Here is a 23783-nt window from a genome sequence, read left to right on the forward strand (position 1 = left end):
CTGCTTCGAACCCAAGAGTACTAGCAGACGTGCCGCTGCCCGAAAAGGGTGGACGGGCCTGAGCCCCCCGCGGTTGCTGCGGGGGGCTCAGGTAGCGGCCTTGTTCGAAGGGTCTTAGCCGGCGGGCGTGACGACGATTTTAACCCGGTCGAGGTTTTGCGCCAGCGCGAACCTGGCCGTCGGGTCGCCGTTGCGCTCTGAAGAGATGCGAAGCGCGGCCAGGTATGTCCCCGGTTTGTCGAAGGTGGCGGTGGTCTGAAGCGTGATCACGTTCCCGCTCCGGGTGAACGGTGCGTCCGTGTAGACCCCGTCGCCGTCGAGGTCCCATTCCGCTTTGACGATTTCACCGGCGCCCGGGGGCACCTGCGCCTTGGCCTTGAGGGAGACTGCCTGGCCCACCTTTGTTGTTGCGGTTTCCTTGCCTTGGATGGTGAGGTCGACCGTGGGTTGAATCCCCCGGCGGGCGGCAGCGTTGTCAGGCACGACGATCTGCGCATCGGCGACCTGATAGTTGGTGGAGGCGCGGGGCTCTACGCCCCTTTCTGCCCACGCGCTGACGTCCCGGAGTGCCTGCTCGGCCATGCCGTACCAGTTCACCAGGTGCTTGGCCCGCTCCCCCGTGACAGGTGCGTCCTGATGGTCGGCGTGGTCATTAAAGTAGACCCGATAGTTGTCGGCTGCGGCGTTGCCCAGGCTTGCCTCGACGCGATGGCGATACCAGTCGGTGTGCCACGGCAGGGCATCGGTGTCATAGAGGTTGGACACCGCGATGACCTTCCCATTGATGGAGCCGTCGAAAGCTGCGTTGCCGGATACAGCGCCACCAAAGCCCGGGGCCTTCACTGACCGCTGCGGATAGAGCGGAGTGCCATCGGGTCCTCGGAACTGGTCGAGCCCTACCCAGCCTTCGCTCGCAGGGGGGATTTGGTAACGGTAGTAGAAGCGATTGGCGATGTTCCATCGATTCGCGACAGTGTCGCCCGCCTCGGCCAGCTCTGCCCGTACACGCTCCCCCAATGGGGAGTTCTCCGTGCCAAGGTAACCGTCCGCGTTCCAGAAGTCGTTGGCGTAGGTCGGATCATACGAAAGCGGGGCGCTGGAGACGAGACTGTTGGGGTGCTGCTCCGAGCGGCCAAACAGGTAATCGGGGTACTCCCAGCCCTTCCAGGGAATGCCAAGAGCGTGCACCTCTTTCAGCATGGCCTGCTCCGCCTCGTCCAGGCCCGCAAACGGGTCACCGCTGCCTCCCGGCAGCAACGCGGTTCGGATCTGATCAGCCTTGTCACCGAGGATGAGCTCAGCTGCGGACCGGCCAAGGAAATTGTAGGACGTCGGGGCGGGCACGGCCTGAACCAGCGGAACGAATCCCTGCCACACTCCGGTGGTGTTTTCGGCGGCCCCGACCGTCTGGAACGAACCCCCGCTGGGCCCGTAGAGGTAACCGGAAATTTCACGATCACTGCTGTAGTACTTTGCGGCCACCGTCTCGGCGAACTTCGCGGCAGCGGCCGCGTGCCGATATCCCAACGACACAGACGTGTTTCCGGCCTGCACCGCGTATCCCCCACTGGAGAGCGCAAATCCGATGGCGCGATCGTCCGCCCGTGAGGTGTCCGGCACGCCAGGAAAGACAATGGGGTAGGTGAACTGGAAGAACCGACCCTCCCACTGCGCCTTGTTCTCCCCCGTGTGGAGGTAAATGGTGAACTGGATGTTCGTGTCCTTGAAATGACCCCTGATCCGGTGGTGCGGCAGGGGCGCTGTTTCATCGGTCTCGCTGTCGATAACAGGCGTGGCATACGTGGGGTCAAGGCAGCCCTCAGTCACTTGCATGGCGCCTCCGACGGTCGCGCATCCGGGTGGTGCGGCAAGCCCGGGGCTCGCAGTGCCGAGTCCGGCACTGACTAGCAAGGTCGCCGCAAGGGCGCCAATTCCTCCGCGGCGGGCAAGGGTGGAGTGGATCTTCATCGGTCCTCCTTAATAGGAAATCTCCAGCGCCGCCCAGCGAGATTGGGGGATAAACGGCGGTGCAATGGAGAACGTTCTCCATGGAACGTTTCAACGGAGAGTACACGGGGTGGCAAGCAGGGTCAACCAGTGTGCGTAATGCTGCCACCGTTAACCCTGCAGCCCAAGGTTCAGCTATCAGCCCCGTGGGAGAAGCTGCGATTCGAAGGGGTTGTGCCCCTATGAGCAATAAAATTCCGTGCGTGAACTGGTCAGACGCTTTCCCTATTGCCACCGCGATGTTGTGACCATTAGTCTTGCGTAGAACGTTGCACGCGAAGCGGCAACCCTCATGAAGTCCGGTGCTCATCGTCCGGCGCGGCTGGGAAAACCCGCCGACCGGTTCGGGCCAGCTGAGCCTGCCTCAACCGGCCCAACGACTGGTAGAACGAGGATCAACATGAGTGCCCGTGTGAAAGACCCGTGGATGGACGAGCGACTGGCTTCTGACGAACGGGCCACCCTGCTATTGGAAAAGCTGAGCCTCGACGAGAAGATGGCTCAAATCTCCTGCTATTTCCCCGCCGACATCACGCAAACCGGCGATTTCGGTGAACGTTTCCCGCATGGCATCGGAGAGGTGTCGTGCCTCGAAGCGCGTTCTGCGCTAACGCTGGATCAGGTCACCGCCTTCCAACGTAGGGTGCAGACGCAGGCCATGGAGGGTTCCGGGCACAGGATTCCCGCAATATTTCACATGGAAGGGCTCTGCGGCGCATACCTACCAGGAGCGACGAGCTTCCCTTCCGGACTGGGACGGGCGGCCAGCTGGGACATCGGCCTGGAACGCGAAGTGGGCCATATCGTGGGCAGGCAGCAACGTGCTGTTGGCATCACGCACGCGTTGGCGCCTGTTCTGGATGTTTCCCGCGACCCGCGGATGGGACGGCAAGGTGAGACGTACGGTGAGGACCCAAGCCTCGCGGCTGCGCTCGGCGTCGCCTACACGATGGGGATCCAGGGCGAAGATGCGTCCGGCCGCCGCACTGAGGCGGTGGCGAAGCACTTTGTCGGCTCGCACCACACTGAAGGCGGCATCCACGGGGCCCACTGCAACGTCCCGGACCGCCTACTGATCGAGGTCTACGGCAAGCCATTCCAGGCCGCAATTACCCTCGCCGCACTGCGGGGCGTGATGCCTTCATACAACTCAGTGGGCGGGGAGCCCGTATCGGCTTCTGTCCGGCTGCTCAAAACGTTGCTGCGGGAACAGATGGGGTTCGACGGGCTGGTTGTCTCCGATTACGGGGCAGTCGGCAACCTTCACACTGTCCAGCGCGTCGCCCAAAGCCCTGCACTCGCCGGCCTGGCCGCGCTGGACGCGGGGATGGATGTTGAGCTCCACGTCCCCCAGGGTTTCGGCCCTGAACTGCGGGATTGGTTTGCCACGGGGCGCGCCGACGTTGCGCTCCTCGATCGGGCGGTTCACCAAGTGCTGACCGCCAAATTTCGCATGGGTCTGTTCGAGCACCCCTTCGCTCCGGATCCCACCGACCGGGAAACCTCGTACCAATCGTCGACCGACAGAGCAGTGGCGGTGCAATCTGCCCGCGAGTCGCTTGTCCTGTTGCGCAACGACGGAGCACTGCCGTTCCGGACAGACATACGTACGCTCGCCGTCATCGGCTGCCACGCGGCGACGGCGAGGTACTCATTCGGCGGCTACACACACTACTCCATGGCGGAAGGAAAACTTGCCGTCAATTCCTCTATGGCTGGCCTCACCACCGGCAGCAATGACCTTCAGGCCGTCACCAACACAGTTCCGGGCACCACGATCGAGGCATCAGATGGGCCTGTCTTCGAGGAGCTACTCCAACAGCAACAACCCGGCATCCGCAGCCTTCTAGAAGAGCTCCGGGCCCGAATGCCCGAAACGGAGGTGGACTGGGCATACGGCTACCCAATTGCCGGCGACGACGAATCCGGACACGACGAAGCCATCGCCCTCGCCGAGAGGGCCGACGTCGTGCTCCTGACACTAGGAGGTAAACACGGCACGGCCTCCATCGCCTCGATGGGAGAGGGAATTGATGCAACAAACATCAACCTGCCCTCCTGCCAGGACAAGCTCATCGCCAAGCTCGCCAAGCTGGGCAAGCCGATGATTGGCGTCCATCTGGATGGCCGGCCGGTGTCCAGCGACGCCGCGGACACGCACTTGACGGCGCTCCTTGAGGCTTGGAGTCCCGCCGAGGGCGGAGCCGAAGCTATCGTCGACGTCCTCACCGGCGCCTACAATCCGAGCGGGCGGCTACCGGTCAGCATCGCACGCAACGCCGGTCAGGTCCCGGTCTACTACAACCACCCCCACGGATCGGCCTGGCACCAAGGCGAGAGCGTCGGGTTCCCCGAATATGTCGATGCGCCGCACACACCACGGTACTTCTTCGGCCACGGGCTGTCTTACACCACGTTCGACTACTCGGATCTAACACTCTCTGGGCGCCAGGTCGAGGCGGGCGACACAGTCACCATCTCACTCACCGTGAGGAATACCGGCGCCCGGCCCGGAACCGAGACCGTCCAGCTCTACGTCAGCGACAGGTTCTCCTCGGTCTCAAGACCTGTTCTGGAGCTCGCGGGATTCCGTCGGGTCACCCTGGATCCGGGGCAGTCGGACCAGGTTGACTTCCATCTCGATGTCAGTCAGTTGGCCTTTCTCGATGCCAACATGCGCTGGCGGGTCGAAGCAGGGGAAGTGGATATCCTGATCGGCGCTTCCTCGCACGACCTGCGGCTGACTGACAGAGTGTCCATCGTTTCGGACGCCCTGATTGACGGCAGAACCCGAGGCTTTTACGCCGGGTAGGACGAAGCCAGGGCTTGCTCGGACAATGACCTGCAGGCACAGCGGTATGAGCAGACCAACTGGCCCCAAAAAATGAAAGCGCTGCAACGCAGCGAGGACAAAGAGAACTGTATGGCTGACCTCATTCGCCCCAAGAGTTCATGACCACCGGTGCCATTTGACGATCTTCGCATTTTTCAGGCCTCTCTAGGCGAAGGTCCATGCTGAGCGGTAGGTCGTCCCCGACAGCTCGGACATACCCAAAGCGGCTGGGGTTGCGCTGGCTCCGGTATCCGGCTTGAAGACGTCCTGCCGAGGTCGCGAGGGGTCGTCTAAGGCTTCTCTGCTGAGCAAAGTCGACTCCAGAAATAGCTGTACTCCTGCAGATCGGAGGTGTTTCACCTGGCTAATGCCATCAGAGCGCGGTCAGCCCGCCGTCAACGGTGAAGAGGCCGCCCGTTGCATAGGATGCCTCGTCGCTTGCCAGATACACCATGATGCCCTCTACATCGGCGGCAGTTCCGGGCCGACCGAGCATAGTCGAATCGACCAGGCCGGCACGGCTCACGGGATCGTTGGCGATCGCGCGCACCAGCGGCGTTTCCGTGTAGCCCGGCACTACGGTGTTCACGCGGATGCCGGCGTGTGCGTAATCTGCTGCCACGACACGGGCCAGCCCGTGCACACCTGCTTTGGAGCTGGTGTAGGCAGTGAACGTCTGCCCGCACGCCACCACCGCTGTGGGGCTCCCTGTGCAGATGATTGAGCCTCCGGTTGCTTCCATGGCCCGGACGGCGTGCTTGAGCGTCAGGAACGCCCCGCGCTGGTTGATACTCACGGTTTTCTCCCAGACGGCCAAGTCCAAGTCGCCGACTCTGGCATCCTGGCCAAACAGCTGCACGCCGGCGTTCGCCACGACGATCTCCAGGTGGCTCTTGGCCGCTATGGCAGCGTAGGCGGCGACTACGCTCTCCTCGTCGGAGATGTCCATGTGTAGGGCAATGGCGGTATCGGCGCCGGTTGCTGCTGCAGCCTTCTCCGCTGCCATGATGTTGATGTCGGCAAAGAAGACTGTGGCGCCTTCGCTCACGAACCGTCGTGCCACCGCAAGGCCGATCCCTGAGCCGGCTCCGGTCACGAGTGCTGTTTTTCTTTCAAGTCGCAGACCCATAGGAGGTCTCCTTTCGATATGGATGGGACCGGCTTGAACAGCCGGAACAGACGTGATCCCGTTAGCTGGTGAATGGCAGGCGTAAAACGCCGTCCGTAAAGGGTTCAAGAATGATTGGTGGGGCAGCAGGCGTTGTCAGGTCGGCCGTATTGCCTATGGCCAGTTCTATTGTCGACACAGTGAGATTGGCCGTGAAGACGATCAGCCCCTCAGGTCCGATGACCGGGTACACCTCCACCGGAAGGTTCATCAGCATTTCGGCGCCCAGCACCGTGCTGCTGCGGAGCCGCGCGAGTTTGTTGATTACTTGGCCGGCAGGGTTGAGGTTTCCAGCGACGGCGGGATGGTGCACCAGTCGTGGTCCCGCACGACTGCCTTCACCGGGCGGAGCACCGGTTGCTGGGCATAGCTTATGTGGGCGAGCTCATCGCCGACGAGGCGTGCAGACCATGGTCCTGCTTGCATCAGCTTGACCGGCGGCGCTAGGCGCGCCCGGATTGATTTCGGTAAGTCCATACTTTGTGTTTGTGCTGGAAAGGGCAATGTTCTGCCTTTCAGGGTCCGGGGCGCCTGGTTCCGTTCGAAAGACGCCGGCGGGCTGGTGGTTGAGGAGTCTAGGCTTCCGGCGAGACCGGGGAGACTACGCGCATGCGCAGGGCCATGTAGGGGCGGGCCGGCATTTCCACGGTCTGCCGGCCACTGAGTTTCTCAGGGAGAGTCTCCACGGTCATCGCCCAGGTGTCGATGATGTCAATCTCCGCTGTGCACCCGTCAGGTATGTCGACAGTGCGGAACTTGTGCTGGCTGTAGCCGTTGTAGTGGATCTCGTATTGCCCCTTAACTCCACTGATGGGTGTGGGTGACATGGAGAAGATAGGTTCCAGCCGGCCTGTGGGTGACTCACTGCTGAGCCCGTCCAGGAAGGCGATCCGGTCCGCGCTTTGGCCGACCATGCGGCCGCCCTTCGCCCACCACAGCTGGTCGTTGTCCTCGTAGTAGGTTTCTCCGTGGGTGTAATAGCCGCCCCTCAGCGTGGTTTCCCACGCTCGCCGGACGACTTCAGGAGCACTAAGGCTTCCCCATTCGTATTCGAGGTCCCCTTCGTAACCGATCTCGTCCATCACGACCGGTTTGTCCCATCTCTCGCGCATGTCCTGCACGAGTTCGGCAGTTTTGTAGTAATCCACTTTTTGGAGGCTGCAGTGGGTGACCCACTCGGCGGAGTAATCGTAGAGCCGTGTGCCGTTGTGGATGGAGAGCAGGTGGCCGGCGTGGTCCTCCTCAACGACGATGCGGCCAAACCGGTCCCAGTCTTCCCGGCGTTTAGTTGTCACGAAGTCATACTCGTTGGCCAAAGACCACCACACGTTGGGAAGGGCAGCAAGGCGGCGGATGAGGTACCGGATGTACCGCTCGTCGGCAGCCCTTCCGAGGTCCTGGAACCCCCACCGGTCATAGGGATGGAACAGGATGATGTCAGCTTCGATGCCTAGTTCGCCCAGGTCGCGAACGCGGTTCTCCAGATGCTGGAAAAAGACAGGGTTGAATTTTTCGGTGTCCCAGGCGTCGCCGTTCCTCTCGAATGGGTACAGGTCCGGTTCGTTGTCATTGAAGATGAAGGCCTTGGGGAACACGCACATCCGAACCTTGGTGAAGGGGCTCGACTTGAGGGTCGCCAGTGTTTCCTGCTGTAGCTCCCGGCTCTGGTGCGTCCAGGCGTAGAGGGTGGTTCCAACGGGCCGGTAGACGTCGCCGTTCACGTGCGAGAAGTGGAACCTGTCAGCCACCTTGACGCGACCCCGCGCCCGCGACGCGTTCACCGTGAGCTCGCCGCTGTGGCCGTCGAGGGATCGGGCCTTGGAGCGCGTGTGGAACCGCCATGTGCCGGTCTTCTCGGGGAGGAATCGGATGACGTAGCGGCCGTTCCCGTCGTAGAAGCCTCCAACCCGACGTTCTTCTCCGTCGAGGGTGAACGTGGCGTGCAACTCGACGTCGATGAAGGGGTTCCCGTGCGACGGCCCCTCGAACGTGAGTTCCAGCGGAGTATTGACCGTGGCCGACTCAGGGAGCACCATGGTGGCTGAAGCGCAGGGGACGTCAGAGGCTTCGTAGTCCGGGTTCGGTGCCACAGGTTCCGGCTCTACGCGGTCGGGTACAGCTATCTCCGAGAGGCTTTCCCAAAGTTCGTTTTGAACGCTATCCTTCACCCGGAACAGCGTCATGAGGGCGCCGATGGGGAGGTCCAACGCCCCGCCCATTTTTTCGGCATTCTCGACGACGTCCGGGAGGGCTTTGCCGAGGGCCGCGCATCCTGACGCGTTCTCCAGGATGTCTCGTGTTTGTGTCTGGTCGTCCATGCAGGTCATGATCCGTTACCTTTTTTCTTGAGCTAGCAGCTTCGGGTTTGCCATCGCATCGGCGTATGAATTGATGCCGTCCACAAGGTGGAAGCGCGCTTTAGAGGGCTATCAATGGGCATTTGCAATCCTCGTTCTGGCTGGCCTGGCTGGTGCCGCAACCCCCAATGTATGGTCAGCAGGGCCTAGGGGAAGTTTGTAGTGGGCGACTAAAAGGATGTCCCCGGATGCCGGCAGCGGACCTGACCTACCTTCCCATGACCCTGCTGTCAGTAGGGCAAGAAGCATTCCGAAGGCTGCGAGATGTGGCAGCAATTGTGTGCCCAGTGGTTCCGTACGTGGCTGGCGAAAACGGTCAAGATCGGTTTTAGGCTCAGTTTTGAGGAGCAAGCTGCCCACAACCGAGGACAATTCTCATAGGTTATTCACCGCTACTGCTGTGAGGGAGCTACCCCAACGGCTCCAGTTCCCAGCCGTGGATAACCCCAATTGACCCCAGCCGTGGACTGCTCTCCTGGGGCGCTGTTTCGTCGGTCCCGGCCCTTGAATAGCGAAGATGCTCCAATCAGCCTTGTGTCTGGCGCGGGTCCAGACGGATAAGATCAACGCCACAGTTAAACGCGTCGGGGGCACGTCATTGGTTCCACTGCAAGGCCCACTCTGTTGGGCGACGGAGGCTCTTTATCGCCGGTGTAAATCTGAAGCCACCAGCACTTCCTGTCCCACCCCATGCCGACACCAGAGCCTCCCAAATCTCGGACCAGCGGGCTGGCGCGCCCGTCCTGGAGAGTGATGTCGGTGAATGCGTGGTCCATCTTTACGGCCCCTATCGTTGAGGGCTCCCGCAATCGAACGGGGGCCTTCCACCATTTGTTAGCGCTAACAGCGACCCACCGAGAATACTTTACTACGGCAGCAACGTCTAGAGGCCGAAGTGCGACCCCTCAGCCATCCGCACGGGCGCCGTTATCAGATGCGTTGTTGGCTGCCGCGGCGATCCAATGGTGGCGGTGGTCCGGTGGGCTCGGCCACGGATAAAGCCCTCCCGTTGCAATAACCGCCCCTTCCGATGCTTCCTTGGAGACGGCGGATGTAGATCTGCCAAATTGGCGGCCGATCTCCAGGCCGGTTCTGGCCTTCAGGTTGTGACTGAGCCGCTGAAAGCCCATGCGGAATTGACGGGTCGGCACTTCTCATCCTGAGAGTTGGCCGATGCCGCGGTGTGCACTGCTGCGGTATGTGTTGACGCCGTCTGTGAAGGTGAGGCACACCCCAACCTGACGTCAACGCGCCTGATAAGGGCAAATGTCGCTATGCGTTGGAGCTCGGGCTTGTTCTCCGGAGTTATCAAGTCACAGCACGCGATATCACCACCGCGCGCCCGAATCGGATGTCAATGAGTCCAGATTCCCTGGATTATTTCGACGTTTCTCGGGACACCTCCCGCGGTTTCCTTCCCCTCCGACTGTCAGAGTGGGATCTGAGAACCGCATAAGCAGGTGTCAATAATGCGGAAACTAACATCATTCTGACGCCGCGAAATAGAAGCTCGAATGCTAGGCATGCTTTGACGCGTAAATTGGATGACGAGGGGCGGTCTAAGCACAGAGGAGGAGACCCCGCGGTATTGCTAGACGGCACAGTTCATCAGCTGCGCAGCTGGCGGCTGACTGGCATCCGCTCCCTCTGTGGTAGGGGCCGGCAATCGGCTGTTGCCGCCCCATCGGTGCAACAGGTGGTTCTACGCTTCGAAGGGGTATTCGCTTGGTCCTGCCGGGGTTCCGTTCGTTAGGCGTCCGCGAGACGGACCAGAAGTTCAGCGTCATGGACCAGGACGTACTTGAGCCCCTCGTCGATAATTTGACGCCTAGATACTTTCTCACTTCCGGGGCAAAGATCGTTGTCCTTGCGGTGCTCTTTGCCGGGCTGTTGCCGTGAGTGATCCGGGCCTTGTGGTGCCGGATCAGGACTCTTCGTGGCCATACCCCATGGTAGGTCAGCTTTTCTGCTGACTATGGGTTCGCTTGGGCGTAGCCTGTCCTCGTGGCCAGCATCGTTACCCGCGCCCGTTGGGATGGGACTACCGCCGTCTCGGTGCGGTGGCGGGACTACAGGACCGGTCATCAACACCGTCTGACCCTAAGGTCAGAGCAGGAAGCCCTCACCCTTCTGCCGTACCTCAATGACAACGGGCAGATGCCTGAGTTGTCTCAGCCTGCCGGCCATCCCGGGAAGCAGGGCGTTCCCACCCTCGCGGAAGTAGTCCAGGAACACATCGACCTGCAGGTTCGGCCCTCCCCCGGGACCATCGGCACGTACCAGCGGATGCTCGACCGGCAAATTAGAAACACCATCGGTCACATACCAGTTGACGAGTTCGGGTACCGGGACGTCATGCGCTGGATTAAGGGCCTCTCCGTCCACGGTCTGGCACCTAAAAGCATTCACAATCTGCACGGGCTGCTGTCGGCTGCAATGAAGACCGCCGAGTTGCTCGGGTACATCTCCCGCAACCCCTGCCGCGGCGTCCCGCTCCCCACGGTTGAAAGCGCAGAGGACGACGCCCTGTTCCTCACTCATGCCGAGTTCAGCTTGCTCAGTGAAGGCCTGCACGCGCAGTACAAGACTTTGGCGCAATTCCTGGTCATGACAGGGGCCAGGTTCGGCGAGGCAACCGCCCTCAAGGTCGCCGATATCGATCTGCTCTCCAAACCACCCACTGCACGAATCAGCAAAGCGTGGAAACGTGACGGGCAATCCCAGTACTACATCGGGCCGACCAAAACCAGGGCAGGAAAGCGCACCATCGGGCTCAATCCCGCCCTGGTAGACCTGCTCATCCCGCTAGTCGCAAGGCGGCCCGGTAGCGAACTGCTGTTCACAACGCCCGACGGCCAGCGCCTCGCTCACAAGCCCTTCTGGCAGTACCACTGGGTGCCAGCTGTCCTTGCCGCACAAGCGCAGGGCCTAACAAAGACACCACGAATCCACGACCTGCGGCACACACATGCCTCCTGGCTCATCCAAGACGGTGGGATTTCCCTCTTCGCGTTATCACGACGTTTGGGCCATGCATCCGTTCGGACTACCGAGCAGGTGTACGGACACCTCATGCCCCAAGCGCTGCAGGATGGCGCCGACGCGACCGAACGGTCTGTCAGAGGCCTCATGGTATAGCCTGGGTCCCATTTCCAGTCTTCTTTAGTGGAGCCCGGCACTGTTCACTGTCTCAGGCGACTCCGCGAGGCGACCCCCACACGGCGGCCAGCGAAGCCTGCTCCAGCCTCGGGTACCCCGGGTGGGAGTTCCTCGGAGATCGCCCCCCGCCGTCGGGCCCCGATTTTCCTCGTGCCGAAGACGCTGTTGGCGCGCGTGGACTACCTGAAGCCCAATTACCACTCGCACACTATGATGGATATATCCGACATGGAAGTGTGATTGCCGTGAATAAAATCCAGGACGCGCGGGAACTGGGCGAGCAGGTGAAAAGCCACCGGCTCCATGCTGGCCTGTCCCAGGAGGCACTTGCCCGTTCAACCGGTATCAGCCGTTCAACCCTCATCGATCTGGAGCAGGGCAGGAACGTCTCCATCAGCACCGCCCTGAAGGTTCTTTCCCGGCTGGGCACCGGGCTGGCCATCGAAGGGACCCCTCGGGAACCGGAACTCTACTGGACCGCGGAAATGGCAGCCCGTGAGATTAAGCGGGAGCTGCGCAATGGCGATCCGGATTTCGCCATGCGCGTGCTTTCCATGGCCGCCCGTTATTTCGACGATCTCGATCCAGCTGGCCGCCGACGATTCCTCCGCGCTCGGCCCGCGTCGACTGGACGGAAGCGCTGGGACGCCCTGCTGGCCAGAACCTTCGCCTACAAATGCCATCAGCACGGACTTAAAGAGCCGGACTGGACGAGCACTCCCCCGCTGGAATCGAAATGGTATGCCACCCCCCGCAAACATGTCTCGCCTGCCTGGAAACAACGAATGGCAGAACGAACGCCCGTTGAATTCGCCGAAGCGAACATCGTCTTCGATGCAGGGAACCTGGCCGCAGCATGAGAACTGGACGCCGCGCCTCTTACGGATCGGATGACATACGGGACCTTCTCGTAGAGTTGTCCCGCCGGCTTCATGCCAGAGGTGCCGGCGCAGATATCTATCTCGTCGGCGGAGCGGCGATCGCCATCGAGTTCGACTCCCGGCGGTCCACGACAGACATCGATGCCGTGTACCACCCGGAGCAGACGGTGCAGGACGTAGCCACGGACATGGCACAAGACATGGGCCTGGACCCGCGGTGGCTGAACAACGCCGCACGGGCCTACATCCCGGACGGACAGGACACGGAAGCGGCGGAAGTGACAATCGCAGACAACCTGGTGCTGCGCGTCGCCTCACCAAGGTTCCTCTTAGCCATGAAGCTCGCGGCCGGCCGGGACCGGGACATCCCCGACATCGCGGTTCTCTGTCGCGCCCTGGACATAAACACCGCCAAAGCAGCCGTAGACGTTGCAGTCGAGCTTTACGGCGAGCACTCAATGCAACTCAGTAACCGCGACGACTTGCTCCTGATCGCCCAAGAGGCCCTCGACAGCACCAGCAACTAAGGCACGCGCCTTGACGGAATCACGGTTATCGGCTCTTCAAAAATGAGCGGGGGAGGGGCTGCAAAAGGAACTGTTTTCCGGCATTATTTGATGTCGCTTTCGCTGCTCCATGCTGTAATCCTTCTCAGGCCTGTCGCCCGGTTCTTCACACTCCTGGGTGGGAAGCCTTATCGGGCCTTCCGGAAGTTCGCCTCGGCCGGCCGACGCGAACGGATGACTCGTTAGAAACCGGTGCAGGTGCGCGTCCTCCCAGCGAAAGGCCGTCTGCAGGGCCTGAGTACTGGCCGGCCGCGCGAGCGTCGGCAGGGCACTTGGTGCTGTGTCTACTAGCTACATGCCTTCATCGCCCTCGCCGACGCCCGTAAGAAGCGTTTGTCGCAGCTTGGCGGATCAGCTAATCAATTTGAGTTCTTGGACATCTGCGGCTGAACGGTCCAGTCCGTTTTCCCCCAGAATATCTGCCAGACTTCCGTCGGAACGAAGCGTCTCGAGATCGTCCTTTATCGCTTTGGCTAACGCCGCGTTCGCCTTCGGAACGGGGAAGCAAACTTGGGCAGGATTTACGCTCGAAGCTACCCGGTCATCGGGTTCAGGGACCTCGACGGTCCACTTATCACCGTGTTGGGCGTTGGAGTATTTGGCCGATCCATAGGAATCCACGGCCACATCGATACGCGCGGCCTTGAGATCACTGATCATTGCCGTTGCATTAGGGTAAATTTTTAGGCCAGCGCCGTAGAGGGCCTTGAACTCGGCATTCCAATGATAGCCGTCTACTGTTCCGACAGCTTTTCCTTCGAGCTCCGAGAAGGTCTTTGCGCCGGTGGAGGAGAGGATCCCGATCTGGTCACCGTAGGCGGGGCCCGCCAGCGACATGGCATTGGCGCGTTCTGCCGTGCAATACCAGTTGCCGGCCGCGACATCCACTCGTCCGTTTTGTGCTGCTGAGATGACCGAGGCAGTGTCGAGAGGCTGGGCAGCAAGGGTCAGGCATTCCATGGCTGCGATCTTTTCCAAGATCTTGCCTTCTGCTCCTGCAAGTTTCGTGCCGTCAACCTGCGTGAATGGCGGCAGGGTAGCTGCGGATACTGAGAGTACGCCCTTGGTGACGGTCGATAGATCTTGATGAGCGGGCGTGCAGTCGGCTTTCGCTGATGAGCTGCTGGAGTCCAGGGAACATCCAGCTAGGGCGGTTGCGGCAAGAAGCGTGGCCCCTGCAATGGCGGTAATTTTACGCATGTGTGTATCTCCTTGGCTAGCAGTGAATGCGGGTTATTGCAGTTGAAGATGACGGGACATCTTCTGTTCCAACCGGTCTGTCAAAAGGCTTGCCGGGATCGTGATTACGGCATAGAGAAGGCCGGCGATCACGAAAACGTTGAAGTAGTGGAAATTGACATTCGCGATAGACCTTGCTTGAGCCAGAAGTTCTGGGACGGCTATCGTGAACGCCAGGGACGTGGCCTGGAACATGATGATGCAGAAGCCCAGCAAGGGCGGGATGGCGATTCGCAGGCCTTGAGGAATCACAATGTCACGCATGACATAGAAATTTTTGAGACCAAGGGCATGACCAGCTTCGATCTCCGCCTCGGGAACAGCTTGGAGGCCACCTCGGATGATTTCGCTGGTGTAAGCGGCAGTTGTGAGCGCCAGAGCGATTCCTGCGGAGAGGAATCCTGTCAAAGTGACGGGGATCCCGTAGTAAACGAGCTGAAGCATTACCAGGGCGGGCGTTCCACGGCCGATCTCGACCAAAAGGATAGCGATGATGCGGATTGCCTTGGCCGGGCTGAAACTCGCGACCGCCAGCAGGAGCCCGGCGGGAAGCCCTATGGCAAAGGTTAAAAGTGCCAGACGGATACTCATGCTGAGGCCATCAATGAGTTCGAGACGGTGTGTCATGAAGTCACTCCAGATCTCATTCATCGGGCAACCTTTCTACGAAGCCGGTTATCAAGGCGGCGCGCTGCCCATGCTGAAGGGATCGTCAGGGCGATGTAGTAAGCGCCCGCGACAAAGAACGGCAGTGCCGAGCTCGTCGAGCCGGCTGCGGTGTTTGCGAAATAGGTGATTTCGAAGACGCCAATGGTGGACGCCAGTGATGAGTCCTTGATGAGGCCAACCGCGTATGCAGCAGAAGCTGGTACCGCAACCCTGATCATTTGCGGGCCAACGACTTTTGTTGCTGTGTCCATCCGGGGCATTCCCAATGCGTCGCCAGCTTCCCACTGGGATTGGCTGACAGCTTTTAGCGATCCCCGGTAAATTTCAGCCATGTGAGCGGCTGATACCAACCCGATTGCCGCAATCGCGGAAGCACCGGAAGTGAAGATCGAGCCGAGGCGCGGGTCAAACTGCGTCGGGCCGTTGTAAATGAGAAAAAGCCAGACAACCAAGGGGACACCCCGAACCAGCTCAATGAATGCTCTGCCTATCCAGCGGACGGGACTTATGAGGGAAGCCCGCATAACAACCAAAGGAAGACCCAATACGGCTCCCAAGGCAAAGCCAATGACCGTGAGTTGGGCCGTGGCAAACACTCCCTGGGCCACGAATGACCAGACGTTCTCCGTCATCGACGGTCCAATACTGCCCGGAGAAAGTCCCGCGTTCGCTGCTGCTGAGGAGCAGCGAAGATGTCCTGGGGATCGCCTTCCTCTGTGATGCCTCCGTCACTCATCACCACCAAATGATCGCTTACGTCCCGCGCGAACTGCATCTCGTGGGTCACGATAGCCATCGTCATACCCTCGTCTGCCAACTCCCGCATAACCTTCAGGACCTCAAGGCCAAGCTCCGGGTCGAGGGCCGATGTTGGCTCATCGAAGAGCATGACCTTCGGGTCGAGGGCCAGGGCTCGGGCAATTGCGATGCGCTGCTGCTGGCCTCCAGAGCAACGGCCTGGATACTGTAAGGCTTTATCAGCAAGCCCCACACGTTTGAGCAACGTGTGTGCTCGTTCCTCTGCCTCTTCTTTACTTCGCCCAAGCACCCGCTGTTGCGGGAGCGCTATGTTGCGAAGGGCCGTCATGTGAGGAAAGAGGTTGAATGACTGGAAAACCATGCCGACACGGGAGCGCAGCGCCGCTAGCTCCCTGGCGCTGATTTTGTGGTCAGTCCGAACCGTCACGCCATCGACCGTGATCGTTCCTGCCGTTGGTCGCTCAAGCAAGTTGATGCACCTGAGGAGCGTGCTCTTGCCTGCGCCACTGGGGCCGATCAAGGCAAGCACCTGACCCTCATCAACAGTAAGGGACACCTGCTTCAGGACGACGTGGTCGCCAAATCGTTTCTCAACACTCTCGAGTTTGATGGCGGGACCGGTGGCCGCCGCGGACGAATCTCTCATGGTTACGGGTACCTGCTTGGTCACGGATGTCTACTCTCTGAACCTTGGCCCTGGTGAGTTCTTTCGCCTTCACCTTGCCCAGTGCCGGTAGTGGTATTGATGAGCCGAACCGTAGGCTCACAAAGCTCACGGGTCCCGCGACTGGAATAACTGCGAAAGCCGCTTTGCTTCGGAACCTACTGAATGGGATTGCTCATTTTGCTAGTCGCAGAAGACTGTAGGCCGCGACGCGGACCCCTAGAATTGGAATTTTCCTTGCGCTCTCAAGGTTCATCCGGAATAGTTCCAGTGTCCGTGCGTAGTCCGAAATCTTCCGGACGGCGTCAGCTCTGGAGAGTCTCCCGTTTAGTTGCGGATCAGCGCACAGATGCGTGAAAGGTGAGGTTCTCCTGGACCATCGTTTTTAGTCGGTACTGCCCGCGGCCGGTTATCGGTCGTCGTTCGAGTGGCCGTGTTCGACGGCAGTCGCGGCGTCTAATCTTCCGCGTACGATCCACGACGATGTTGTAAGAGGTGAAACACCATCCCGTGGAGCGGCGCGAGTCGGCGGTGAAACGACCCGTCCGCTGGCTGGCCGGTTATCAGGAAACGCCCCTGGCCCCGGCGGCGCCGAGAGCGCTGAGGTCCAGGTTCCCGCGAAATCCTTGGCATTACGACGGCGGCTGGCAGTTTGAGCCGGATACCTTCCCGATCCTCGTGGTCCGGCATTCGGCGAAAGAGTTCATGCTATGGACATCGAACTGCGCTAGCAACCCTCCCCCACATCACCACCATGCCTAAGTCCAGCCGTCTTGGTGTTTCTTCGCCTGTTTGTGGCTCCCGGAAAAGGAACGCTCAGCGGGCCTTTTCCGGGAGCCGCCGCCCCGTCAAGGACAGCCGTGGCAGCTCCTTCGGGGAAGCTTATTTTTCGTGCCGGCACGGCGGGCCGAATACAACCCTGGGAGAATCGCTACTACGCACGATGACCAGTACTATCGCAGGCATCCAGTCGAACCCGGCGAGGCTGTCGTAGGCGAGAAAATAGGGGGTTCTTCGCGGATGGACTATTGGCGCCCAATCCGGGCGTAAACCTGCGGTTTAGTCCGCTTATACGCACTGGCAAGCAGGATCCCTCCTAGGAATACGACGCCGAGGAAGACCATAAGTGCCGTAGATAGTGCTTGTGATCCACCGGTCAATGCGTTGAAATTCGTGATGGCGAGGTACGCGCAGATCCCGAGTCCCACACCCGCCACGCTGGGAGCAAATAGGCGCGGAAAGACGGAGAACTGGTCGCGGCCATGTCGATGCAGGTAGACGAGGATGGCACCATCACAGATTAGGAGGATCACAATCAGCACGAGGCTGGTCATGCCCAACATCGCGGCGTAAAACGCCACCGGATCAACGTTTGCCAAGACCGCCGCAATATTGACCACCAAGCAAGCGAGGCTGGCCGCAAGCGAAGCCCGGTAGGGAGAACCCTGCTTAGCGTGGACCATGCTCAGTTGCTTCGGCAGAATGCCATCGGCGCCGAGATTGAAGAGATAACGGGAGACGATGTTGTGCCCCGCTAGAATCACGGCGAATGTGCTCGTGAAGACGAGTACCGAGGAGATATCGGATAGTAGCTTCCCGCCGAAGGCCAGGAAGGTCGCGTGCATTGTTCCAGTGGGGTCACCGGCGGCCTGCGCAACAGCGTCATTGATTCCGGCCGCGTTCAGAAATGCCCAAGACGTGACCGCATACATGACCGTTGCAACAATAACCACCATGTAGGTCGCAACGGGTACCGTCCGAGATGGGTTCCGAACCTCGGAACGGAACAGCGCTGTGATCTCGAACCCGCCGAACATACCGATAGCGAACAGCATCGCCATTGCGACGGAGCCGTTGACCCAGTTCGCGGGAATCAGAGGGTCTGCAGAGATGACCCCAGTAGCGCCGCCCTGCATAAACACCGCAACGTTATAGATGACGATGACGAGTATCTCAAGCCCGAGGAACACGGTGAGGAGGGTCGCCGAAAGTGAGAACTTCAGGAGACCGAGTATGGCCACGACGAACCAAAGGATGACCCCCCAAAGATACCAGGGCAGTTCGGGCAGTCCGAGGGTGTCGTGGAACAACTGATTCGATACGACACCTCCAAAAGCGAATGTCCCGGAATAAGCTGCAAAGTAGCCGATAAGGGTCAGCAGCCCGGAGCCTAGGCCAAGCTTCTTCCCCAACCCCGCTGTGATGTACGCGTAGAAAGCCCCGGGCGTCGGCAGTATCTTTGTCATCCGGGTAAATCCCAATGCGAACAAGCCGATTGTCACACCGGCGACAATAAACGCGCCGGCGGCCCCTATGCCGTTTCCGTATCCCACAACGATTGGGATTGCCGCAAACACGATCACGAGCGGAGCATTCCAGGCCATCACGGTGAAGAACAGATGAAATAGGCCAAGATTGCCCTTGAGGTCCGCCTGAACGTTCCCAGCCTCTTTCGTAATTGTGGCCATGAGGTCGTCCTATCTGGTGGAGGTCAGTTGATTCGTGTGGGTCGGCAAGCTGGCTCCAACAAGGCCTTCTTGATCCACACCCTGCCAAGTTATGCACTTTGTGGCGATGGTCACATAGGCGCTTTTACGATGTAACGCCCCACCGCCCGTGAACTCCACAAGCTATTGAGACAGCGGGACAGCACCGTCCTCAACGCCGGACTAGGGCGGGACGCCGCGCTGCCCCCCGGGTGAGGCCCAGCATTATGCCCGTGACACACAAAGGGGCTATTGCTCCAACCATGCTTCTCCGTCATAGGGCGACAAGCTGCGTGAGAGCTCCCTCATCAGGGGCCGGCTACCCATACGTGCGCCTGGCCGGTGCGAATTCTTCCTATCGGCGCCCGGTTATCTCCTGGGGAAACGTTTTGCTGTCGGAGAGGGGCTGCGATCGAGTGGATGCACGTTCGATGAGCTGCGTAGCGAACTCGTAGCGCTTGAGTTCTGGTCTTTCACCAGCGAGTGATTGCAGGAGTAGTTCGACAGATGCCCTGCCCATTTCGGCATAGGGTTGCCTCACGGTGCTCAGTTGGGGACTGACGAGCAAGGCGGCTCGCTCGTCGTCGAAGCCGACGACTGCGACGTCCTCGGGAACACGGAGTCCTCGGGCCGCCAGTTCGCGCATGGCTGGTGCGGCAAGCCCGTCAAAGGCGCAGAAAAGTGCATCAATGCTCTGGTTGGTTTCGAGCAGTTGACCGAGTTCGGGACAACCGCTGGCGGTCTCGTCGTAGACGGTTTCAACGATGAGTTTTTTGTCAATCGGGATGCCCGCCTCGGCCTGAACATCACGGTAAGCCTGCTCGCGCTCCCGGATAAAGAGCTCCCCATCAGGTGTCGAGCGGGTTTTTCCCGCTGGCGTACGAAGGAATGCGATGCGGGATCTTCCCAGCGAAAGGAGGTGCCGGGTAACGTCTGCGGCGCCCGAGTAGTTGGCAGCCGATATCGACGGGAAATGAATGTCATGGCTGGAGTCGTCGATGGCGATGCCGGGAATACCAATGCGATCACAGGCTTCTCGAACAACTTTCTGGTCCGGAGCGCTAATAACGATGACCCCCTCGGTCGGAACGTTGGACAGCCCTTCGATGACTGCAGCAAGCCCGCCGTCGACTCCCGCTACAGGGTGGACCAGCACCTGGTAGCCAGCTGCCGACGCCGTTTCGAAGGCGCTGCGGACGACAGGTTCCCACCAGCCCCAGGCGTTGTCGGGAACAATCACGCTGATCACATGGAACCCACCCCGTCGAAGCGCGCGCGCTGCCGCCGAGGGGCGATAGCCAAGCTGGCGGGCGACTGCCCGGATGCGGTCCCGCGTGGCGGGACTCACGTCTTTGTGGTCCCCCATTGCCCGGGACACCGTTGCGATGCCTACACCGGCCTCCCGGGACACATCAGCCAAGGTCACTTTTTGCGCCATCGTCGTTCCTCCAGGGATTGAGGTCTTGACCAAACCAAATGGGGTGGTCTAACTTTATCGGAAACGTCACCGGAAACGTTACCGGTCGGCTACATCAACTTTCAGTACTCAACGACGAGGAATCCCATGTCGATATCCACAGCGGCCACGGTCAGCAGCCCCCGGGCAAAGGTCGGGCCCCTTTTCATCGCGGTATACGCGCTTGCCATGTTCGGCATTTGGATGGCCATCAACCTCCCAGCCTCCGTGACTCTGGCGCTGCGGATCTCTGAGATTGACCCCGAGGGGAAGACAACGAGCTATTCGATTGCGGCGGGCGTGGGCACCCTCACCGCAGTGCTAGCGAACCCATTCTTCGGGCGGCTGAGTGACCGTACACGCAGCCGGTTCGGGCGTCGCCGCCCATGGATCGTCGTCGGGCTTATTGGAACCAGCCTCGGCGCCGCCGTAATCGCCTTTTCCAACACTTTCCCGATGCTCCTGATCGGCTGGGTGCTCATGCAAGCGTTCGTCAACGCGGCGATCGCCGCCACGCTCGCCATCGTGGCCGACCGGGTCCCGGACTCCCAGCAAGGCTTAGTCGGTTCACTTTCCGGTGCTGCCGCATCGGCGTCCATGGTCATCGGCGTGTTCTTCATTCAGGCGTTCCCGACCAGTATCCTGGCGCAGATCGGCCTTCCCGTTGCCCTGGCCCTCGTCTTCGCCGGCGCGCTGCTTGCCGTATTCAAAGACGACGCCCCGGCCGCGGAGCCACTCCCGCCCTTCGGTGCTAAAGAATTCTTCGGATCGTTCTTCATCAGCCCCCGGCAGGAACCCGATTTTTCCTGGCTCCTCCTGGCCTTATTCCTCCTATCGTGCGGGTTCGGCGTGGTCTCGACCTACACCGTGTATCTCCTACAGGACCAGATCGGCACGCCGGAAACCGAACTGGCCAACGCCATTACGATGGCTTATGTCATCCCCGGTGTAGTTGCCTTCGTGATCGGACCAATTGCCGGCTGGGTTGGCGACCGACTCGGTCGCCGGAAGCCACTCCTCGTGATGAGTGCCATATCGGGTGTGGCGGGAATGATCGTCATCGCTACCTCCACGACAGTCGGTCAATTTTTCGTCGGCGTAACCTTTGTTACCGGCGTCTCGGCGGGCATCATGATGGGCACATACATTGCGTTCGGCATCGCCACAATGCGCGACAAACTCGCATCGGCACGCAACCTTGGCGTGGTCAACATCGCACTCACCCTGCCGTTCTCGGTAGTGCCGTTTGTCGCTCCTGCGCTGCTCAGCATCGGAGGCGGGACCGCGAACTACGTAGCGCTTGTCCTCTTCGGCGCCGCGCTCACGCTTCTCGGAGCAATCCCGCTCCTCGGGATCCGTTCCACGCGCTGACGCCTTCCTCGTTTCCGCCCTCTTCGGGCGTTCAGCTTGACGGCGACAACCGAATTACCCACCCCACCCCCATCGAAGGAACCTTGTGAACGACTATCTTGACCCCTCCCTGCCCATTGAGCGCCGTGTTGATGACCTCCTGGGCCGTATGACTGTCGCCGAAAAGGCTGCGCTCATGTTCCACCCGTCGACAGAGCCAGGCGGGGGCGCCTTCACTCATACCCAGGCGATGTCCGCTGCTGAACGCAACGTCGTCGAGCGTGGCATCACGCACTTCAATGTCCTCGGTGGGGAGGACAGCGCCGCAGTCGCGGAATGGCACAATACTCTGCAGGAACTCACGGAAAGCACGCGACTGGGCATCCCCGTTACGCTTTCTTCAGACCCTCGGCATGGGTTCCGAAGCAATCCTTTCACGGGACAGGCCCTTGACAGCCTGTCCCGCTGGCCCGAAACGACCGGCATTGCCGCGATCAGTGGAGTGGACGCCGCCAGGGAGTACGGGGACGTCATTCGCCAGGAGTTCCTGGCGATGGGCATTCGCGTCTATCTCGGCCCCATGGCTGACATTTTTAGTGAACCGCGTTGGTCCCGCGGTTTTGGAACCTTCGGCGAGGACCCACAAAGGGTTGCGGAGCTCACGGTGGCGTTCATCGAGGGGCTTCGCGGCAGTAGCGATCTCGGCCCCGAGGCCGTAGCGGCCGTCGTCAAACACTTCCCGGGCGGCGGACCGCAGATGAACGGTGATGATGCGCACGATCCGCGATACCCCGAACAGGTCTACCCGGGCGGGATGCAGGCGCTCCATATCCGCCCGTTCGAGCGGGCGTTCGCGGCCGGAGCTACACAGGTGATGACCTACTACGGCAAGCCTGTCGGCACTGACTGGGAGGAAGTTGGTTTCGCATTCAACGCTCCCGTCGTCCGCGATATCCTCCGGCGTCATCTGGCTTTCAATGGCATTGTGGTGACGGACTGGAACCTGCTGGAAAGCGAACAATTCGGTAATTTGACGTTCGGTCCGAACGGGTGGGGCCTTGAGCACCTCACCCCGGTAGAACGGGCCCGCATTGCCATCGACGTCGGCGTCGACCAGTTCGGCGGCGACCGCAACCCCGCGCTTATCGAGGAGCTCGTCAACAGCGGCGCAGTTCCCGAGTCACGCATTGATGAGTCCGCACGCCGCCTGCTGCGCGAGAAGTTCCGTCTCGGCTTGTTCGAGAACCGGCGGGTGGAGGTCGACCAAGCACGGAAGCTATGCGGTTCGCCGAGCTACTCCGAAAAGGGCGTGGCAGCGCAGCAGGCGTCCCTCGTCCTTCTCTCTGACGGCGCGGCACCAATCCTCGAGGACGCCCGACTGTTCGTCGAAGGCATGGAGGACGTGGACGGGTTTGAAACCGTGACTGACCCGGCAGCTGCCGACGCCATCGTGGTTCGCCTGGAAGCACCATTCGAGAAGGGGCGGGGGTCTGTCATCGGCGAGTACTTCCACGGGGGCACTCTCGCGTTTCCTCCAGAAACCCTCGACCGCTTGGCCGCTTACGCGGCACAAGCCCCGCTGTATATCTCGGTGTTCCTCGAGCGTCCCGCGATCGTGGGCCCGTTGATTGACCTCGGGGCAACCGTTATAGCCGAATTTGGGGCGAGTGATCGAGTCGTGCTCGATGCATTCTGTGACCGTACGCCAATTACCGGACAACTGCCTTTTGACATCCCCTCGTCCATGGAAGCTGTCGAGGCTTCGCGTGAGGACGTCCCATTCGACACGGCGTCTCCCCGATTCCGCGCGGGATTCGGCCTCAAGCGCAGTAAACGCACGGTTAATTCGCTTACACACGTCAAGCTCTGATTGAGCTAGGAGAAGGAAGGTCCGGTACCAATTGGGGAGCAGCAAGCGGCACAAGTTGGCCTGATCAAGCAACCAACCCCTGCGCCTGTAACCGTACCTCGCTGGGACGCTTTGCTTTGCAGTATCTGACAACCGTTCAACGCAAAGCTTTGCCAGAGTTCGGCAGCCAATGCGGCTAGGTGATTATTGAGGCCGTATTAGCACTTGCCGTGTCGCATTGGGGGCATGGGCTAAAAGATGCTGATCTTGACGCCACAGCCCCTCCCCCACGGTCCACGGAACCGCGCCAATCTATGCGCCCTGGATTTTTTCGGCCGTC

18 protein-coding genes are annotated in these 23783 nt (G+C 60.6%); 6 read left to right on the top strand and 12 right to left on the bottom strand.

What is annotated here, in order from left to right:
- Window positions 1-114: 114 nt before the first annotated feature.
- Window positions 115-1968 (bottom strand): hypothetical protein, encoded by a 1854-nt coding sequence (locus AC5RUQ_RS17670; RefSeq protein ID WP_493948627.1) that lies wholly within the window; start codon window positions 1966-1968, stop codon window positions 115-117.
- A gap of 439 nt (window positions 1969-2407) precedes the next feature.
- On the opposite strand from AC5RUQ_RS17670, the gene AC5RUQ_RS17675 reads away from it, so the two are divergent.
- The gene (locus tag AC5RUQ_RS17675) at window positions 2408-4819 is read left to right on the top strand and encodes a glycoside hydrolase family 3 N-terminal domain-containing protein (protein WP_493948628.1); all 2412 of its coding nucleotides are present in this window, start codon (window positions 2408-2410) and stop codon (window positions 4817-4819) included.
- A gap of 394 nt (window positions 4820-5213) precedes the next feature.
- Here AC5RUQ_RS17675 and AC5RUQ_RS17680 read toward each other — a convergent pair whose 3' ends face one another.
- The 5 genes from AC5RUQ_RS17680 to AC5RUQ_RS17700 all read right to left on the bottom strand — a co-directional run bounded on the left by AC5RUQ_RS17680 (window position 5214) and on the right by AC5RUQ_RS17700 (window position 10309).
- Entirely contained in the window at window positions 5214-5969 is a 756-nt protein-coding gene (locus AC5RUQ_RS17680) for an SDR family NAD(P)-dependent oxidoreductase (RefSeq protein ID WP_493948630.1), read from the bottom strand.
- Between the two features lie 61 nt (window positions 5970-6030).
- Window positions 6031-6321: a hypothetical protein gene (locus AC5RUQ_RS17685; protein ID WP_493948631.1), complete on the bottom strand. Its 291-nt coding sequence runs from the start codon at window positions 6319-6321 to the stop codon at window positions 6031-6033.
- Window positions 6273-6485, bottom strand: a complete 213-nt coding sequence (locus AC5RUQ_RS17690; RefSeq protein ID WP_493948632.1) for a D-apionate lactonase family protein — start codon at window positions 6483-6485, stop codon at window positions 6273-6275. Before AC5RUQ_RS17690 ends, AC5RUQ_RS17685 begins: the two co-directional genes overlap by 49 nt.
- 98 nt (window positions 6486-6583) lie before the next feature.
- Entirely contained in the window at window positions 6584-8326 is a 1743-nt protein-coding gene (locus AC5RUQ_RS17695; RefSeq protein ID WP_493948633.1) for a DUF5605 domain-containing protein, read from the bottom strand.
- Window positions 8327-10114: 1788 nt separating this feature from the next.
- Window positions 10115-10309, bottom strand: coding sequence for a hypothetical protein (locus AC5RUQ_RS17700; RefSeq protein WP_493948635.1), 195 nt, complete (start codon window positions 10307-10309; stop codon window positions 10115-10117).
- 60 nt (window positions 10310-10369) lie between these two features.
- Here AC5RUQ_RS17700 and AC5RUQ_RS17705 point away from each other — a divergent pair, with 60 nt between their 5' ends.
- The 3 genes from AC5RUQ_RS17705 to AC5RUQ_RS17715 all read left to right on the top strand — a co-directional run bounded on the left by AC5RUQ_RS17705 (window position 10370) and on the right by AC5RUQ_RS17715 (window position 12932).
- On the top strand, window positions 10370-11503 hold the full coding sequence (locus AC5RUQ_RS17705; protein ID WP_493948636.1) for a tyrosine-type recombinase/integrase: 1134 nt from the start codon (window positions 10370-10372) through the stop codon (window positions 11501-11503).
- A 257-nt stretch (window positions 11504-11760) separates the two neighbouring features.
- Window positions 11761-12384: a helix-turn-helix transcriptional regulator gene (locus AC5RUQ_RS17710; RefSeq protein WP_493948637.1), complete on the top strand. Its 624-nt coding sequence runs from the start codon at window positions 11761-11763 to the stop codon at window positions 12382-12384.
- Entirely contained in the window at window positions 12381-12932 is a 552-nt protein-coding gene (locus tag AC5RUQ_RS17715; protein WP_493948638.1) for a DUF6036 family nucleotidyltransferase, read from the top strand. The genes AC5RUQ_RS17710 and AC5RUQ_RS17715 overlap by 4 nt, the downstream gene beginning before the upstream one ends.
- A 390-nt stretch (window positions 12933-13322) precedes the next feature.
- Here AC5RUQ_RS17715 and AC5RUQ_RS17720 read toward each other — a convergent pair whose 3' ends face one another.
- From AC5RUQ_RS17720 to AC5RUQ_RS17745, 6 genes are all read right to left on the bottom strand, one after another.
- A complete protein-coding gene (locus AC5RUQ_RS17720; RefSeq protein WP_493948639.1) occupies window positions 13323-14171 on the bottom strand; it encodes a substrate-binding periplasmic protein in 849 nt (282 codons plus the stop codon).
- Window positions 14172-14204: 33 nt separating this feature from the next.
- Window positions 14205-14861 (bottom strand): amino acid ABC transporter permease, encoded by a 657-nt coding sequence (locus tag AC5RUQ_RS17725; RefSeq protein WP_493948640.1) that lies wholly within the window; start codon window positions 14859-14861, stop codon window positions 14205-14207.
- The gene (locus tag AC5RUQ_RS17730) at window positions 14858-15511 is read right to left on the bottom strand and encodes an amino acid ABC transporter permease (RefSeq protein WP_493948641.1); all 654 of its coding nucleotides are present in this window, start codon (window positions 15509-15511) and stop codon (window positions 14858-14860) included. Before AC5RUQ_RS17730 ends, AC5RUQ_RS17725 begins: the two co-directional genes overlap by 4 nt.
- Complete coding sequence (locus AC5RUQ_RS17735; protein WP_307097765.1) at window positions 15508-16284, bottom strand: amino acid ABC transporter ATP-binding protein; 777 nt, start codon at window positions 16282-16284, stop codon at window positions 15508-15510. Before AC5RUQ_RS17735 ends, AC5RUQ_RS17730 begins: the two co-directional genes overlap by 4 nt.
- 1043 nt (window positions 16285-17327) lie before the next feature.
- On the bottom strand, window positions 17328-18770 hold the full coding sequence (locus AC5RUQ_RS17740) for an APC family permease (protein WP_493948642.1): 1443 nt from the start codon (window positions 18768-18770) through the stop codon (window positions 17328-17330).
- 373 nt (window positions 18771-19143) lie between these two features.
- Complete coding sequence (locus AC5RUQ_RS17745) at window positions 19144-20226, bottom strand: LacI family DNA-binding transcriptional regulator (RefSeq protein ID WP_493948643.1); 1083 nt, start codon at window positions 20224-20226, stop codon at window positions 19144-19146.
- Between the two features lie 126 nt (window positions 20227-20352).
- Between AC5RUQ_RS17745 and AC5RUQ_RS17750 the strand changes: the two genes are divergently transcribed.
- Entirely contained in the window at window positions 20353-21615 is a 1263-nt protein-coding gene (locus AC5RUQ_RS17750) for an MFS transporter (RefSeq protein WP_493948644.1), read from the top strand.
- Between the two features lie 85 nt (window positions 21616-21700).
- The gene (locus AC5RUQ_RS17755) at window positions 21701-23464 is read left to right on the top strand and encodes a glycoside hydrolase family 3 protein (RefSeq protein ID WP_493948646.1); all 1764 of its coding nucleotides are present in this window, start codon (window positions 21701-21703) and stop codon (window positions 23462-23464) included.
- Window positions 23465-23783 lie beyond the last annotated feature (319 nt).

The organism is Arthrobacter sp. MDT2-3 (assembly GCF_059090465.1).